18 protein-coding genes and 1 other RNA gene are annotated in these 14,077 nt (G+C 61.7%); 9 read left to right on the forward strand and 10 right to left on the reverse strand.

The annotated features are described in order from the left end of the window. Window positions 1-109 precede the first annotated feature (109 nt). Both X756_RS161290 and X756_RS161285 read left to right on the forward strand, forming a co-directional pair. Entirely contained in the window at window positions 110-937 is an 828-nt protein-coding gene (locus X756_RS161290; RefSeq protein WP_023728636.1) for an NAD(P)H-binding protein, read from the forward strand. Window position 938: 1 nt separating this feature from the next. Next, entirely contained in the window at window positions 939-1,418 is a 480-nt protein-coding gene (locus X756_RS161285) for a DUF1772 domain-containing protein (protein ID WP_023728637.1), read from the forward strand. A gap of 33 nt (window positions 1,419-1,451) precedes the next feature. Here the strand turns inward: X756_RS161285 and X756_RS161280 are convergent, their stop codons facing one another. The 4 genes from X756_RS161280 to X756_RS161265 form a co-directional block, all read right to left on the reverse strand. Further along, on the reverse strand, window positions 1,452-1,763 hold the full coding sequence (locus X756_RS161280) for a SelT/SelW/SelH family protein (protein ID WP_023668742.1): 312 nt from the start codon (window positions 1,761-1,763) through the stop codon (window positions 1,452-1,454). Further along, window positions 1,760-2,548, reverse strand: a complete 789-nt coding sequence (locus X756_RS161275; protein ID WP_031237788.1) for an RDD family protein — start codon at window positions 2,546-2,548, stop codon at window positions 1,760-1,762. The genes X756_RS161280 and X756_RS161275 overlap by 4 nt, the downstream gene beginning before the upstream one ends. Window positions 2,549-2,630: 82 nt before the next feature. Beyond that, window positions 2,631-3,380 (reverse strand): YebC/PmpR family DNA-binding transcriptional regulator, encoded by a 750-nt coding sequence (locus tag X756_RS161270; protein ID WP_023728639.1) that lies wholly within the window; start codon window positions 3,378-3,380, stop codon window positions 2,631-2,633. A 179-nt stretch (window positions 3,381-3,559) separates the two neighbouring features. Further along, window positions 3,560-3,883 (reverse strand): helix-turn-helix domain-containing protein, encoded by a 324-nt coding sequence (locus X756_RS161265; RefSeq protein WP_023728640.1) that lies wholly within the window; start codon window positions 3,881-3,883, stop codon window positions 3,560-3,562. A 51-nt stretch (window positions 3,884-3,934) separates the two neighbouring features. Here X756_RS161265 and X756_RS161260 point away from each other — a divergent pair, with 51 nt between their 5' ends. Genes X756_RS161260 through X756_RS161250 form a run of 3 tightly spaced genes read left to right on the forward strand, consistent with a single transcriptional unit; the run spans window position 3,935 to window position 5,311 of the window. Continuing rightward, window positions 3,935-4,417, forward strand: coding sequence for an SRPBCC domain-containing protein (locus X756_RS161260; RefSeq protein WP_023728641.1), 483 nt, complete (start codon window positions 3,935-3,937; stop codon window positions 4,415-4,417). A 20-nt stretch (window positions 4,418-4,437) separates the two neighbouring features. After that, on the forward strand, window positions 4,438-4,800 hold the full coding sequence (locus X756_RS161255) for a glyoxalase/bleomycin resistance/dioxygenase family protein (protein WP_023728642.1): 363 nt from the start codon (window positions 4,438-4,440) through the stop codon (window positions 4,798-4,800). 28 nt (window positions 4,801-4,828) lie between these two features. After that, window positions 4,829-5,311, forward strand: a complete 483-nt coding sequence (locus tag X756_RS161250) for an SRPBCC family protein (RefSeq protein ID WP_023728643.1) — start codon at window positions 4,829-4,831, stop codon at window positions 5,309-5,311. 22 nt (window positions 5,312-5,333) lie between these two features. Here X756_RS161250 and X756_RS161245 read toward each other — a convergent pair whose 3' ends face one another. The 5 genes from X756_RS161245 to ssrS all read right to left on the reverse strand — a co-directional run bounded on the left by X756_RS161245 (window position 5,334) and on the right by ssrS (window position 8,493). Beyond that, the gene (locus X756_RS161245; RefSeq protein WP_031205303.1) at window positions 5,334-6,095 is read right to left on the reverse strand and encodes a TerC family protein; all 762 of its coding nucleotides are present in this window, start codon (window positions 6,093-6,095) and stop codon (window positions 5,334-5,336) included. 73 nt (window positions 6,096-6,168) lie between these two features. Then, window positions 6,169-6,993 (reverse strand): YmdB family metallophosphoesterase, encoded by an 825-nt coding sequence (locus X756_RS161240; protein WP_023728645.1) that lies wholly within the window; start codon window positions 6,991-6,993, stop codon window positions 6,169-6,171. A gap of 56 nt (window positions 6,994-7,049) precedes the next feature. Then, window positions 7,050-7,577 carry a DUF3592 domain-containing protein gene (locus X756_RS161235; protein WP_023728646.1) on the reverse strand — a complete coding sequence of 176 codons (528 nt, stop codon included), beginning with the start codon at window positions 7,575-7,577 and terminating at the stop codon, window positions 7,050-7,052. Between the two features lie 83 nt (window positions 7,578-7,660). Continuing rightward, complete coding sequence (locus X756_RS161230) at window positions 7,661-8,245, reverse strand: 5-formyltetrahydrofolate cyclo-ligase (RefSeq protein WP_023728647.1); 585 nt, start codon at window positions 8,243-8,245, stop codon at window positions 7,661-7,663. 92 nt (window positions 8,246-8,337) lie between these two features. Continuing rightward, window positions 8,338-8,493: non-coding RNA, 6S RNA (gene ssrS, locus X756_RS1000000167035), on the reverse strand. 149 nt (window positions 8,494-8,642) lie between these two features. Here ssrS and X756_RS161225 point away from each other — a divergent pair. After that, window positions 8,643-9,482, forward strand: coding sequence for a MoxR family ATPase (locus X756_RS161225; RefSeq protein WP_023728648.1), 840 nt, complete (start codon window positions 8,643-8,645; stop codon window positions 9,480-9,482). A gap of 43 nt (window positions 9,483-9,525) precedes the next feature. On the opposite strand, the gene X756_RS161220 is transcribed toward X756_RS161225, so the two are convergent. Further along, window positions 9,526-11,064 (reverse strand): MFS transporter, encoded by a 1,539-nt coding sequence (locus X756_RS161220; RefSeq protein WP_023728649.1) that lies wholly within the window; start codon window positions 11,062-11,064, stop codon window positions 9,526-9,528. 142 nt (window positions 11,065-11,206) lie between these two features. Here X756_RS161220 and X756_RS161215 point away from each other — a divergent pair, with 142 nt between their 5' ends. The 3 genes from X756_RS161215 to X756_RS161205 all read left to right on the forward strand — a co-directional run bounded on the left by X756_RS161215 (window position 11,207) and on the right by X756_RS161205 (window position 14,072). Continuing rightward, window positions 11,207-12,070 (forward strand): LysR family transcriptional regulator, encoded by an 864-nt coding sequence (locus X756_RS161215; protein WP_023698426.1) that lies wholly within the window; start codon window positions 11,207-11,209, stop codon window positions 12,068-12,070. Window positions 12,071-12,128: 58 nt separating this feature from the next. After that, entirely contained in the window at window positions 12,129-12,575 is a 447-nt protein-coding gene (locus tag X756_RS161210; RefSeq protein ID WP_023668728.1) for a GNAT family N-acetyltransferase, read from the forward strand. A 306-nt stretch (window positions 12,576-12,881) separates the two neighbouring features. Continuing rightward, window positions 12,882-14,072, forward strand: a complete 1,191-nt coding sequence (locus tag X756_RS161205; RefSeq protein ID WP_023728650.1) for a VWA domain-containing protein — start codon at window positions 12,882-12,884, stop codon at window positions 14,070-14,072. Window positions 14,073-14,077: the final 5 nt, after the last annotated feature.

Consider the following 14,077-nt stretch of genomic DNA (forward strand, 5'->3'; position numbering starts at 1 on the left):
CGGTCTCGACAAAATCTGCCAACAGACGGCTTGACTCCCAAAATACGAGGGTTTATCACGTTTTGCAAATGTGAGGATTACTCATATTTGTAAACAGAGGAAAACCACAATGACCGACACCAAACCAGTCCTGATCCTCGGTGGCACTGGCAAGGCCGGCCGTCGCCTCGCCGAGCGGCTGACCTCACAGGTCATTCCCGTGCGCATCGGCTCGCGTTCCGGCAGCCCCCGCTTCGACTGGGAGGTTCCGGCGACCGGGGAGCCTGCCATGCAGGGCGTGGGCGCCGTCTACATCAGTTACTATCCCGACATCGCCGTGCCGGGCGCCGCCGAGACCGTCGGCGCCTTCGCCAGGCTTGCGGTGGCAAATGGCGTCACCCGCATGGTGCTGCTCTCCGGCCGCGGCGAGACCGAAGCCCAGCGCGCCGAAGAGATGGTCAAAGCCTCGGGCGCTGACTGGACGATCCTGCGTTGCGCTTGGTTTTCGCAGAATTTCAGCGAAGGTTTTCTCGTCGAGTCCTTGCGGCAAGGCGAAGTGGCTTTGCCTGTCGGCCCTGTTGGCGAGCCCTTCGTCGATGTCGACGACATCGCCGATGCTGCCTTCGTTGCGCTGACCGAACCGGGTCATGTCGGCCAGCTCTATGAGTTGACCGGGCCGCGGCTGCTAAGCTTCGCCGACGCGGTTGCCGAGATCGCCAAGGCGACCGGCCGCGACATCCGCTATATCAAGATCTCGCATGACGAATTCACCGCCGCGACGGCGGCATACGAACTGCCGCCCGAAATCGCCTGGCTGCTCAACGAGCTGTTCACCGAAGTGCTTGACGGCCGCAACGAGACGCTGACCGACGGCGTCCAGCGTGTGCTCGGCCGCGCGCCGAAAGACTTTTCCGCCTACGCAAATGAAACCGCTGCAACCGGCATCTGGAGCAACTGAGATGATCAAGCTTTTTCCCACCCTCACCATCATCGCTGCAATCGGCTCGGGCGTCGTCGGCGGCGTGTTCTTCGCCTTTTCCAACTTTATCATGGCGGCGCTTGCCCGGCTGCCGGTCCCCCAAGGCATCGCGGCGATGAATTCGATCAACATCACCGTGATCACGCCCACCTTCATGACGGCGCTGTTCGGCACCGGCCTGCTCTGTCTGGTGCTTATCGCCGCCGTTATCATGGGGGGGTGGAGCCAGTCCGGTTCATACTGGCTGCTTGCCGGTGCCGTGATCTATTTGATCGGCAACCCGATCGTGACCATGGTCTTCAATGTGCCGCTCAACGATGCGCTCGCCGCCGTCGACCCGGCCAGCGCCAATGGCGCAGCCGTGTGGGCGAACCATCTGAATCAATGGGTGATGTGGAACCACGTCCGCACCATCACCGCCATCGTGTCGATGGCCTGCTTCATGTTCGCATTGCTCTGAAAAATGGCACTTCGCAAACGCAAGGACCTCGCCTCAAGCGGGGTCCTTTTGCGTGTGACCCTTGCGGTCGGAATGACCGAGATCGCGGCCCGGATCGATGACGTCGCGCACCAGCTGCTTGAGCTTGGCGGCATCGGGAAAGCCGCCGTCGCGCTTGCGGTCCCAGACCAGCACATCGTTGCAGGAAACGGTGAAGATGCCGCCTGTGCCCGGCACCAGCGTCACTTCACCAAGATCCGTGCCGAAGGTGGAGAGCAGTTCCTGCGCCATCCAGCCGGCCCGCAACAGCCACTGGCACTGCGTGCAATAGGTGATGACCACGCGGGGCCTCTCCGGCACACTCATGTCTGGGCCTCCTGTATGCGCACCGTGGTATTTGCGAATCGATCGTGTATCGGGTCGTCGCCCAGAGCTATGGATATCGCAATCCAGACCGGCCAGATCAGCACCAAAACGAGGGCAGCGGATGCAACCACTATTTCCAGGCTGGAGTAATCCTGCACGCCACCGGCAGGGGTGCCCCAGGTCTGAAAAGCATACCAGGCCCCCGTCAGAACGATCGGCAATGCGCCGAGAAACTTCATAAATTGCCGTCGAACAGCCTTCCTCGCCGGCAGGCCGACCCTGTGTCTGTCGTCCTCATCGTGGACAATGAGGTCAGCGAACCGCTTGCCGATAGGTCGACCGGACTTCAACTCCATAATGAGAAGGTACGATGCGAGAGCGATCAGCTCGAGGAAACCCAGGTTCAGCGCCGCAGGCCTGAAATTCCCCTGCATATCCAGATCGATCGACATGGAGGATGTTTCTCCAGGTTTCGAGCCAGCTGCCGTTCCCACGGCCCATTTGGCGACAGGCAAACCGAGTACTGATGTCCTGCATACCTGCCAGTCATAACGGGCAAGCGTCGGGTCACCGTGAACCGTACCCTCCTGGCATAGTTTCCAGTTCAGCCAAAAGCTGCCCTTTACGCCACCATCGGTCAGCAGAAACAGAGCCCCGACAAGCAAATAGAGAGCGATCAGGACAACAAGATAATCGATGAGTGCCGCCAGAAGCCTGCGCCATATGCCGGGCCGGCGAGGCCAGGCCATCGCATCGGCAAAACTTGCCTCTTTATAGTCGGTCATCGGCCCCCCCGTGATAACTGACTAACCTATAGGCAGGCCGCCCTCAGACAGCAATATTCGCATGCGACTGTATTGCACTGGCCTATGCCGCGCTGAGCTTGGCCATGGTCTCGTCGTCAACCTCGAAATTGGCGTAGACGCTCTGCACGTCGTCATCGTCCTCGAGCGTTGCCACCAGTTTCATCAGCGATTGCGCCCGCTCTTCGTCGACCGGGACATTGTTCTGCGGCTGCCAGATCGGCTTCACCGATTCGGCCTCGCCAAGCGAGGCTTCCAGCGCCTTCGACACTTCGCCCATACTCTCGAAGGCACAGTAGATGGTGTGGCCTTCTTCGTCGGACTCGACGTCATCGGCGCCGGCCTCGATCGCCGCGTCCATCACCTTGTCGGCGCTGCCGGCGGAGGCCGGATAGTAAATCTCGCCGGCACGGTTCCACATGAACGACACCGAACCGGTTTCACCAAGCGCACCGCCGGCTTTGGTGAAGGCGGCGCGCACATTCGAGGCCGAGCGGTTGCGGTTGTCGGTCAGCGCCTCGACGATCAGCGCCACGCCGCCCGGGCCGTAACCCTCATAGCGCACCGCTTCGTAGCTTTCGGCATCGCCCATCGAAGCCTTGTTGATGGCGCGCTGGATGTTGTCCTTCGGCATAGACACCGCCTTGGCGTTCTGGATGGCCAGGCGCAGGCGCGGGTTCATCGATGGGTCGGGCGTCCCGCTCTTGGCGGCGACGGTGATTTCGCGCGCCAGCTTGGAAAACATTTTCGACCGCACCGCGTCCTGGCGGCCCTTGCGGTGCATGATGTTCTTGAACTGTGAATGGCCAGCCATGGCACCCCTGTCGTCTTCGGCTAGAGCATCCCGAAGCGAGGTGGTCTCACCTCGTCTCCCGGATACTCGAATTCAAATTTTCAGAGCCGTCCAAGGTGCAACGCAATGGATGCACGGCGTTCTCTGTCGGAATGGCCGGCTTATAGATAAATCGGCTCAATTCGTCCAGCCGCGCCGGTTCAGCCCTCGAGATCGGATTTCAGCCGGTCGATGATGCTGAGCGCATGTCCGGCATACTGGCTGATCCAGCGGTCATGGATGTGCTTGATCGGCAGCGTGTTGAGATGGTTCCAGCGCTCGCGCCCTTTGCGCTTCGCCACCACCAGTTCGGCCTCTTCCAGCACCTTGAGATGCAGCATGACGGTGCAGCGGTCGATGTCGGGAAAGGCCTCGCACAACATGCCGGTCGTCTGCGGCGCGTCCTTCAGCCGATCCAGCAATTCGCGCCGGCGCGAATGCGCCAACGCCTTGAAAACATGGTCGTCCGCGGTTTGGCTTGACATGTTATGTTTCTATAACATATCGTCGAGCCAATCAAGGAAGGAGCTGTGGATATGTCTCTTGGATTCAGCGTTTCCGGCCGCATCGGCAAACCGGTCGCCGAAGTCTTCGACGCCGTCGTCAATCCGAACAAGCTGAGCGGCTATTTCACCACCATCGGCGGCGCCAGTGCGCCGCTGGAAGCCGGCGTCGGTGTCGTCTGGTGGGACAAGGTGCCGGTCGAGGTCGATGACGTGGTCAAGGACAGCCGCATCGTGCTGCGCTGGGATGCCACAGATGCCGACGACAGGCCGGCCTACAAGACACGCATCGAGATGAACTTCGAGCCGCTGGACGATGGCGGCACCCTTGTGACCATTGCTGAATCCGGCTGGCCGGAAGGCGTGGTCGGCCTGCAGAAATCCTACCTCAATTGCGAGGGCTGGTCGCAGATGCTGGCTTGCATGAAGGCCTATGTCGAATACGGCATCAACCTGCGCGACGGCTACTACCGCGGCGAGATGAGGGGCGAGCCGGCCAACGAGACAAACAGATGAACCGCGCAACGGAGCCCGCAATGACCGCGAAAATGACAGGTGGAATCAACATCGCCATGAAAGTCCCGTCACATCAGTACGAGGCGACGATCGCCTTCTATCGCGACGTCGTCGGCTTGAATCCATTCACCGCCAAGGCGCCAGCCATCGGCTTCGAGCTCGGCCCCAACCGTCTGTGGATCGACGAGGCGCCGATGCTGAGCCAGGCCGAAGTCTGGCTTGAGCTTTTCACCGACGATTCTGCAGCCATTGCGGATCATCTCGCCAAGGCCGGCGTCGTCCGTTGCGACGCGGTCGAGCCCCTGGGCGAAGGCTTTCGCGGCTTCTGGATCGCCAACCCGGCCAGCATCGTTCACATGGTGCGCGAGCCTGACGCTTGGTGAGCGCAAACCGGACAAGGAAGCAGCATCGATGGAAATTCACAAAACGCCGACTGCCGAAGCCGGCATGCTGATCAGGCGGCCGGTCGCCGAGGTCTTCGAGGCGATCGTCAACCCGGCCATCACCACGAAATTCTGGTTTACCCACAGCAGCGGCCGGCTGGATGGCGGCAAAGAGGTTCGCTGGGAGTGGCGCATGTACGGCGCCTCGGCGATGGTCAATGTCAGCGAGATCGTCGAGAACAAGAAGATCGTCATGCAATGGAGCGATCCGCCGACCACTGTGGTCTGGACATTCACGGAGATGCCCGGCGCCGAAACGCCTGACGGTGCGACCTTTCTTGAGGTCAGCAATTTCGGCTTCGCCGGCACCGCCGACGAGCAGGTCAAGCAGGCGGTCGGCTCGACCGACGGCTTTGCACTGGTTCTTGCCGGCGCAAAGGCATGGCTGGAACAGGGCCTGTCGCTTGGCCTGATCGGCGACCGCTACCCAAACGGCGTGCCGGGGCGCTAGGGCCGCCCCTGCGACGCCAGCCTCAATGCCCGCCGCCGGATTTCTTGCGCCGCCGCGCCAGCATGTTCAGGCCCTCGACCAGGGCGGAAAAGCCCATCGCCGCGTAGATGTAGCCCTTCGGCACATGATAGCCCATGCCGTCGGCGATCAGCGTCATGCCGATCATCAGCAGGAAGCCCAGCGCCAGCATGACGATGCTCGGGTTCTTGGCGATGAAGTTGGCCAGCGGCCCGGCCGCCAGCATCATCACGCTCACCGCCACGATCACGGCGATGTACATGATGGCAATCTCGTCGGTCATGCCGACGGCGGTGATGATCGAATCGATCGAAAAGACGAGATCGAGCAGCAGGATCTGGAAGATGGCGCCGGCAAGCGAGATCTGCAGCGTCTCGCCCATCATCGTATCCTTGTGGTCGTCGGGATCGACGGTGTGGTGGATTTCCTTGGTCGCCTTCCAGACCAGGAACAGGCCGCCGGCAATCAGGATCAGGTCGCGCCAGGAAAAGCCATGGCCGAACGCTGTGAACACCGGCGTCGTCAGCTGCACGATGATGGAGATGGTTGCGAGCAGCACCAGCCGCATGATCAGCGCCGCCGAGATGCCGAGACGCCGGGCGCGGGCGCGCTGCGCTTCCGGCAATTTGTTGGTCAGGATCGAGATGAAGATCAGATTATCGATGCCGAGCACGACCTCGAGCACGATCAGCGTCAGCAACGCGACCCACGCGGTTGGATCGGAAACAAATTGAAAATGCGGCGCAAAGAACTCGATCAGCTGCATGGAGGTCGTCCCCTCTTTAACGATCTAGAGCAGTTTCGTCGCCAGTTAGGTACTTTACTCGACTATATCAATGTCATGACCAGAAGGATGGCGCGGTTTCTTCGAGCCGCGGCCCGCGACGAAAAGGCGCGATTTTTTCGGCCAGGCCCGTCCGGTCGGAAATGTCGACGCCGACGCCGCACAATGTCGCCGGTCCGGTGGCCGCCTCGAAGCGGCCTTTCGGAACTTTCGACAGGAAGCGGTTGAGCGGCTCTTCCTTGTCCATGCCGAGCGAGGAATCATAGTCTCCGCACATGCCGGCATCGGACATGTAGCCGGTGCCGCCATTGAGGATCTGGTGGTCGGCCGTCGGCTGGTGCGTATGGGTGCCGATGACGAGGCTGGCGCGGCCGTCGACGAAATGCGCGAAGCACATTTTCTCCGAGGTCGCTTCGGCATGGAAGTCGATGACCACGGCATCGGCCTGCTCGCCCAGCGGACAGGCGGCCAGCTCGCGCTCGCCGGCCTGGAACGGATCGTCGAGCTCGGGATGCATGAACACCCGGCCCATAATGTTGGCGACCAGCACGCGCGCGCCGTTTTTGGCGATATAGACGCCGGAACCGCGCCCCGGCGTGCCCTTGGGGAAGTTGGACGGGCGCAAGAAGCGCTCCTCGCGCGGCGCGAAGACCAGTGCGTCGCGCTGGTCCCAGACATGGTTGCCGGTGGTGACGACATCCGCACCGGCTGCAATGGTATCGCGAAAAATGTCTTCGGTGATGCCGAAGCCGCCGGCGGCGTTCTCGCCATTGACGATGACGAAGTCGAGTTTGAAATCCGAGATCAGGCTGGGCAGTTGTTCCCACACCGCCGTACGTCCCGATTTGCCCACCATGTCGCCGAGGAAGAGAAGTCTCATGCCCACTTCTATCCAGAGGCACGGACGCTAGGCAAGCGCTACCCGGGCGATTGGCGCTAACGCCGGCCGAAAGTACCACGCTGCTGTTGAGACTGCTTTGCGCTCGCGCCCGCGACGCGAACTGCCGAAGGCATCATCGGTGACGCCGGCGGTGCGGTGCGTCCGCGCAGCCAGAAGAACCAGACGTAGAAAACAGTGAACCCACCAGTAGTGGCCAGGAGCAACAGCCCGCCGCGCCAGCCCTTCATCGCCGCGGTATCGAGGATCGATGGATTGGCAGGGTTGTAATACAACTCCACCGCGTCGCCTTTGGACGCCGTGTAGAGGCCGATGTCCTTTCCCTTGCCGGACCACGTCATCGGTGCTTCGTTCGCGACATAGGTGACAGCGACGTTGATGCCTTTCGCGGTGAGGCCATTCCTCTGCGTTTCACTGTAGGGACTGACATCCGTCACAGTGGCAACGGCCTGCTGCCAGGCGAACTGGTGATGCAGGGCAGTTCCCACAATATGCACTGCCATCGCGAACAGCGCCACCGCGATAAGGACGAACGGCATCAGCAGGAAGCGTGCGAAGACAAACATGGATGGCCGCCATCGGATCGGACTGTGTTGCCGGAATACTATCCGGCACGTCTTGGAAACGCGTTAAGCGGGATCGCGGTCTTTTAAGTGATATCGAAGCGGCGCAAACCGCTCTCGGTTAGTATTTCCGGGATGATGACGTCGTGCGCCTCATCCGGCACCAGACCCACCTCCTGGCAATCGAAAGCGATGCCGATCAGTCGTGGCGGCTGGCCCTTGTCGATCAGCCTGGCGATGGCGCGGTCGTAATAGCCGGCGCCATACCCGATGCGATGACCGCGGCTGTCGAAGGCCGCGAGCGGCACCAGCATCACCGCGGGATCGAGAACCTCGGCCTCCGCATGGGGACCGACCGTGCCAAAACCCATCTCGACCATTGGCGCGCCGCGCACCAGTTCGCGAAAGACGATGGTGGTCTTGTCGAGGATGGCCGGCAGGCAAAGCCTGGCTCCCTTCTCGCGCAAGGCAAACATCAGCGCCCTGACGTCGACTTCCGATCGCATCGGCCAGAAAGCTGAAACGATCTGACCCGGCTCGATGGCGAGGTGGTCGGGCGCCGTCTCGGCCATTTCAAGCGCGATCTCCACCCGCCACAGCGGATCGAGCGCATCGCGACGGCCGAGTGCCTCGAGGCGCAGCTGCTTTTTCAGGTCTTTGGGAGATGTCATGCGCGGACGATAGAAAAGGTCGGATCTGGCTGACGTTTCATGAGCGACGTTTTCTACCACATCATCCGCCAAACTGGGCGGATACAGGTAAGTGACGATCCACACAACCGGTGGAGAGAGCGATCCCGGGAACCTACAAAGTAGGTGGGCGCCGTATGAGAAAACCCACGGGTCTTCCCAGGGACAGCTCCCTAAGGATCGTTAAGGCCCCGGGGAAAATGTTCTCCTGCCGGGAAGCGCAGACCGCCAAGCCCAATATAGGCGGCTGGTCGGTCAAGCGCTAGTGACATGAGCCGATGTTTCCATTTCGATCTCACACGCTTTGGTCGCAGCCGGCTCGCCCTTGCACAGGTCAAGCAGCGTCCTTACGCTCGCGCTGACCAACCGAGGAGCAAGTATGCGTTTCGAAGGCACGGCGGCCTATGTCGCCGACAAGGATCTGATGGTGGCGGTGAACGCCGCGATCGCGCTGGAGCGGCCATTGCTGGTCAAGGGCGAGCCGGGCACCGGCAAGACCGAGCTTGCCCGCCAGGTGGCATCGGCGCTCGGCCTCGACCTGATCGAATGGCACGTCAAGTCGACCACCCGTGCGCAGCAGGGACTGTATGAATATGATGCCGTCTCGCGGCTGCGCGACAGCCAGCTCGGCGATGCCAGGTTCAACGACATCAAAAACTACATCAAGCGCGGCAAGCTCTGGCACGCCTTCGCGGCCGGTAAGAAGGTCGTGCTGTTGATCGACGAGATCGACAAGGCCGATATCGAATTCCCCAACGACCTGCTGCAGGAACTCGATCGGACGGAGTTCTTCGTCTACGAAACCGGCGAAACGATCCGCGCCGCTGTGCGCCCCATCGTCATCATCACTTCCAACAATGAGAAGGAACTGCCCGACGCCTTCCTGCGCCGGTGCTTCTTCCACTACATCCGCTTTCCCGATGTCGACACGCTGCACAAAATCGTCGACGTGCACTATCCCGGCATAAAGCAGAATTTGGTGCGTGCTGCCCTGACCCAGTTCTACGAGATCCGCGATGTGCAGGGGTTGAAGAAGAAGCCGTCGACCTCCGAGGCGCTCGACTGGATCCGCCTGCTGGTCGCCGACGACATCGCACCCGAGGATCTGCGCGCCGACCCCAAGAACGCGCTGCCGAAACTGCACGGCGCGCTGCTCAAGAACGAGCAGGACGTGCATCTGTTTGAGCGCCTTGCTTTCATGGCCAGGCGGCAGGGATAAGGATCGGCGGGCGGGCTGAGCGCTATGAGCGGGCTTCGGCCGATCACTCGGCCGCCGCAAGCCCTGTCTCCTGCGGCGCGACGCGCTTCGGCCCGAAGATGACGAAGCCGATGACCGACAGGGCGAGAACGCCGATCCCGCAATAGAGCATGACCCAGCCGAAACCATTGACCAGCGCGGCATGCACGATGGCGCCGGATGGGTCGAGGGCTGCGAGCTTCGGCGTCCCCTGCGCAAGGCCCTCCAGATTGCCGGTGGCGACCCTTTCCGCCAGTGCCCGCAATTCATCCGGCTCCAAAGCCGCGCCGAGTGTGGCCCGCAGGTGGGAAACGATACCTTGCGTCAGCAGCAGGCCGAGCACCGCGATGTTGATGGCAAGCGTGATCAGGCGTGCGCTGATATCGATGCCGGACGCCATGCCGGCGCGATCCGGCGATACCGCGCCGGTCGTGGTGTTTGTGGTCGGCGAATTGGTGAGACCGATGCCGATGCCGGCAATCAGCGTGCCCGGCAGCATGGTCAGCCAGGTGGCGCCCTCGAGCCTGGAGCCGATCCACATGGCGATGAAACCGATCCCTAGCGTCAGCAGACCGAGCGGGATGGCAATTCGTGCCTGATAGCGCGCGCGAATGCGCTCGGCGATCGGCGGCATCACCATGAAGGGCAGCGTGTAGACGAGCAATAGCAGGCCGGTCGTCGTGCTGTCGTAGCCGAGAACGCCGGAATAATAGATCGGCAGATAGATGATGAACGGCCAGTAGCTGAAATTCATGCCGATGGCGCCCATGATCGCGCCGGAAAACTGGCGGATGCGGAACACGGAGAAATCGAACATCGGATAGGGATTGACCCTCTCGGCGACAAGGAAAGCGATGAACGCAGCCACGGAGGCTGATATCACGCCGATGCGGGCGCTGGTCCCGAGATCCGCACCCTGCGTAAACAGATAGGAGAAGCCGAACACAGAAGCCGACAGCGTCAGCATGCCGGCCCAGTCGAGCTTCTGGGCATTGTGATCGCGCGATTGCGTGACACCGGCGCCGATAAAGGCGAGCGCCAGGAGCGCCAGCGGCACGTGGATGAGGAACACCCACTGCCAGTTCGACAGCGCCACGATCAGGCCGCCAATGGCGGGACCGAAACCAAGCCCGATGCCTGAGACGACGCTCCAGGCAACAAAAGCCTTGCCGCGTTCACGGCCATCCTGGAACTGATGCGACAGCACGGCGACGCTGCAGGTCAGCATCGCGCCGCCGGCGAGACCTTGCAGGAAGCGGGCGGCGATCAGCAGCGCCGCACTCGGCGCCAGGCCGCACAGCAGCGAGGCGAGGCCGAAGGCGACGGTGGTGATCACCATCACGCTCTTGCGGCCGAAACGGTCGGCCAATGTCCCTGTCGCCATCAGCACCGTGGTGCAGGCAATGGTGTAGGCGTTCATGATCCATTGCAGGTCTTTGAAATCGGCGGCGAGCACGCTTTCCAGTTTCGGCAGGATCACCGGCACGCTGGAGATTTCGAGCCCGAACAGCAGCGACGCCAGGCACACGCCGGTGAGCGCTATTGTGTTTCGTTGAATTGGCATATCGATCTCTTTTCATCCGAGCATGAGGCGCTCTTCAAACCGCGACCGGTTTGAGATAGAGGAGACTCGACCATGAAAAAAGGCTATGCTCGGCTATATCAGAAATGACAAAACGGAATGATTGGCCCAATGGAGTGCTGCGATGACCAGTCTTGATGTGGACGCCGTACGAACCTTTGTGATGGTGGCCGATCTGCAAAGCTTCACCCAGGCGGCATCGGCGCTGGGCAGCACGCAGGCGACAATCAGCGTCAAGCTGCGCCGCCTTGAGGAGAAGCTCGGCGCGCGATTGATCGAAAGAACGCCGCGCCGCGTCAGCCTGTCGGCACGAGGCGCCGTCTTCCTCCCCGCCGCGCGCGACTTCCTTGCCGCGCACGAGCGCGCCATGGCGGAGTTTGCATCAGCACCGTGCCGGCTTGCGCTCGGCTTTGTCGATCATGCCGCCGGTCCGGCGCTGTCCATTCTGATTGCCCAGCTCCATGCGCACGATCCATCGCTGACGCTCAGTTTGAGGATCGATACCAGCACGGTGCTCAAGGAAGCTTTCGATCACGGCGAGCTCGACGCGGTTATCGTGCACCGCGAAGGCGACAGCCGTCCTGGCCGGACCTTGTCGCGCAACCACTATGGCTGGTTCGCCGCACCTTCCTTCGAGTGGCAGCGCGGAACGCCGTTGCGCCTCGCGCTCTTAAGCACCGTGTGCAACTGTCCGGATCGTGTGCGGGCGGTCGAGGCGCTGGACAAAGCAGGCATCGCCTGGGAGGAGGCCTTCGTCGGCGGCGGCGGCGCGGCCGTCAACATTGCGATATCGGCGGGCTTTGCCGTTTCGGCGCTGGCTCACTGCGTCGCTCCGCCCGGCCTGATCGAGGTTGGCCGCAAGCTCGGCCTGCCGTCGCTTGACCCCTCCGAGGTGGTGCTGCATTCGCACAATCTGGCGCCGCGGGCGCGTGACGCGCTGCAAATGCTGGCGACCGCATTTCGCGAGTACAATTCGCCGGTGGATTAGGCGATGGTGTTTCCGATCTGATTCCGCCGGAATCCGATAAGGCTTTGGAGGAACCGAAATGACCGAGATCACCGTCCGCCCGCTGGCGCTGGCCGACCATGCCGACTGGCGGCGGCTGTGGACTGCCTACCTCACCTTCTACGAGACCAAGCTGCCGGACGAGGTCTACGACATCACCTGGAAACGACTGTTCACGGAAGGTGAATTCGAACCGAAGGGGTTTATCGCCACGCTCGACGGCAAGGCGGTCGGCCTGACCCATTATCTCTATCACCGCTCCGGCTGGTCGGAGAAAAACAACTGCTACCTGCAGGACCTGTTCGCCGACCCTGATGTGCGCGGCAAGGGCATCGGTGCGGCCCTCATTGAAGCGGTCAAGCAGGAAGCCGGCAAGATCGGCGTCAAGAACGTCTATTGGATGACCCACGAAACCAACGCCACAGCGCGCAAGCTCTACGACCATGTCGCGCGGCGGACAGGTTTTATCGAGTATGATCTGCTATGATGCGAGCGCGATCGAAATAACGCGGAAGGAGCCGAATGATCCGCTATGTCGGAATCGTGGATGGCAGTGACGGCGTTTGGGGAGTGCGGATGCCCTATCTCGCCGGCTGCCACGGGGCCGGCGCAAACCCGGCTGAAGCGATAGCCGATGCCGCGTCGGCTATGCGCGAATGGGGCGGAAGCCCGCATCGCAAAGCACTTGCCCATGCCCAACCCACGTACTGTGGCAAATCTTCTGCAATCCGGCGAAATCGACAGTGCCCGTGGCGACTCCGCCGTGACCGTTCGGCATAGATAACGGCCAACCATGTTCATCCCCTTCTTCCTCGAACTGAAGGCCGCGCGGGTTCCCGTTTCGGTCAGGGAATATCTGTCGCTGCTGGAAGGGCTGGAGGCCGGGCTGGTCGACTATGACGTCCAGGGTTTTTACTACCTCGCCCGCGCCGCGCTTGTGAAGGACGAACGCCATATCGACCGCTTCGACCAGGTGTTTGCGCATGTCTTCAAGGGGATCGAGGCGCTCACCGGCCCCGATGCCGTCGGTGTCGCCAACATCCCTGAGGAATGGCTGCGCCGGCTCGCCGAAAAGCACCTGACCGAGGAAGAGAAGAAACTGATCGAGGCGCTCGGCGGTTTCGACAAGCTGATGGAGACACTGAAGCAGCGGCTGGAGGAACAGAAAGGCCGCCACCAGGGCGGCTCGAAATGGATCGGCACCGGCGGCACTTCGCCTTTCGGCGCCTATGGCTACAATCCCGAAGGCGTGCGCATCGGCCAGCATGAAAGCCGCAATCGCCGTGCGGTGAAAGTCTGGGACAAGCGCGAGTTCAAAAATTTCGACGACGCCGTCGAGCTCGGCACCCGCAACATCAAGGTGGCGCTGAAGCGCCTGCGTCGCTGGGTGCGCGAGGGTGCGGAGGAAGAGTTCGACCTGCCCGGCACCATCCATGCCACCGCCGAGCACGGCTATCTCGATGTGCAGACGCGCCCCGAACGGCGCAACGCCGTGAAGCTCTTGATGTTCTTCGATGTCGGCGGCTCGATGGACGACCACATTAAAAGCGTCGAGGAGCTGTTTTCGGCCGCCCGCGCCGAATTCCGCCAGCTCGAATATTTTTACTTCCACAACTGCCTTTACGAGGGCGTCTGGAAGGACAACCGGCGCAGGCATGCCGAGACCATCCCGACCTTCGATCTGCTTCACAAATACGGCCCCGACTACAAGGTGATCGTCGTCGGCGATGCCTCGATGAGCCCTTACGAGATCGCGCATCCCGGCGGTTCGGTCGAGCATTGGAACCCGGAAGCCGGCAGTGTCTGGCTTGACCGCCTCATCCAGCAATGGCCGAATGCGGTCTGGCTGAACCCCGAAAATCAGAAAAACTGGGGCTTCACCTATTCGATCGCGATGATCCGCGATCTCTTCGGCGGCCGCATGTTCCCACTGACGCTGGCCGGGTTGGAAGCCGCGACGAAGCAGCTCTCACGCAAGCGTTGATATGA

The organism is Mesorhizobium sp. LNJC405B00 (genome assembly GCF_000502615.1).
GTDB lineage: Bacteria > Pseudomonadota > Alphaproteobacteria > Rhizobiales > Rhizobiaceae > Mesorhizobium.

Excerpts from the sequence above, each read along its gene's own strand:
- X756_RS161290 (WP_023728636.1), top strand. The coding sequence starts at position 110 with ATGACCGACACCAAACCAGTCCTGATCCTCGGTGGCACTGGCAAGGCC.
- X756_RS161210 (WP_023668728.1), top strand. The coding sequence starts at position 12,129 with ATGACCGAGATCACCGTCCGCCCGCTGGCGCTGGCCGACCATGCCGAC.
- X756_RS161265 (WP_023728640.1), bottom strand. The coding sequence starts at position 3,883 with ATGTCAAGCCAAACCGCGGACGACCATGTTTTCAAGGCGTTGGCGCAT.
- X756_RS161275 (WP_031237788.1), bottom strand. The coding sequence starts at position 2,548 with ATGACCGACTATAAAGAGGCAAGTTTTGCCGATGCGATGGCCTGGCCT.
- X756_RS161225 (WP_023728648.1), top strand. The coding sequence starts at position 8,643 with ATGCGTTTCGAAGGCACGGCGGCCTATGTCGCCGACAAGGATCTGATG.
- X756_RS161220 (WP_023728649.1), bottom strand. The coding sequence starts at position 11,064 with ATGCCAATTCAACGAAACACAATAGCGCTCACCGGCGTGTGCCTGGCG.
- X756_RS161270 (WP_023728639.1), bottom strand. The coding sequence starts at position 3,380 with ATGGCTGGCCATTCACAGTTCAAGAACATCATGCACCGCAAGGGCCGC.
- X756_RS161260 (WP_023728641.1), top strand. The coding sequence starts at position 3,935 with ATGTCTCTTGGATTCAGCGTTTCCGGCCGCATCGGCAAACCGGTCGCC.
- X756_RS161240 (WP_023728645.1), bottom strand. The coding sequence starts at position 6,993 with ATGAGACTTCTCTTCCTCGGCGACATGGTGGGCAAATCGGGACGTACG.
- X756_RS161280 (WP_023668742.1), bottom strand. The coding sequence starts at position 1,763 with ATGAGTGTGCCGGAGAGGCCCCGCGTGGTCATCACCTATTGCACGCAG.
- X756_RS161255 (WP_023728642.1), top strand. The coding sequence starts at position 4,438 with ATGACCGCGAAAATGACAGGTGGAATCAACATCGCCATGAAAGTCCCG.
- X756_RS161285 (WP_023728637.1), top strand. The coding sequence starts at position 939 with ATGATCAAGCTTTTTCCCACCCTCACCATCATCGCTGCAATCGGCTCG.
- X756_RS161205 (WP_023728650.1), top strand. The coding sequence starts at position 12,882 with ATGTTCATCCCCTTCTTCCTCGAACTGAAGGCCGCGCGGGTTCCCGTT.
- X756_RS161245 (WP_031205303.1), bottom strand. The coding sequence starts at position 6,095 with ATGCAGCTGATCGAGTTCTTTGCGCCGCATTTTCAATTTGTTTCCGAT.
- X756_RS161230 (WP_023728647.1), bottom strand. The coding sequence starts at position 8,245 with ATGACATCTCCCAAAGACCTGAAAAAGCAGCTGCGCCTCGAGGCACTC.
- X756_RS161215 (WP_023698426.1), top strand. The coding sequence starts at position 11,207 with ATGACCAGTCTTGATGTGGACGCCGTACGAACCTTTGTGATGGTGGCC.
- X756_RS161250 (WP_023728643.1), top strand. The coding sequence starts at position 4,829 with ATGGAAATTCACAAAACGCCGACTGCCGAAGCCGGCATGCTGATCAGG.
- X756_RS161235 (WP_023728646.1), bottom strand. The coding sequence starts at position 7,577 with ATGTTTGTCTTCGCACGCTTCCTGCTGATGCCGTTCGTCCTTATCGCG.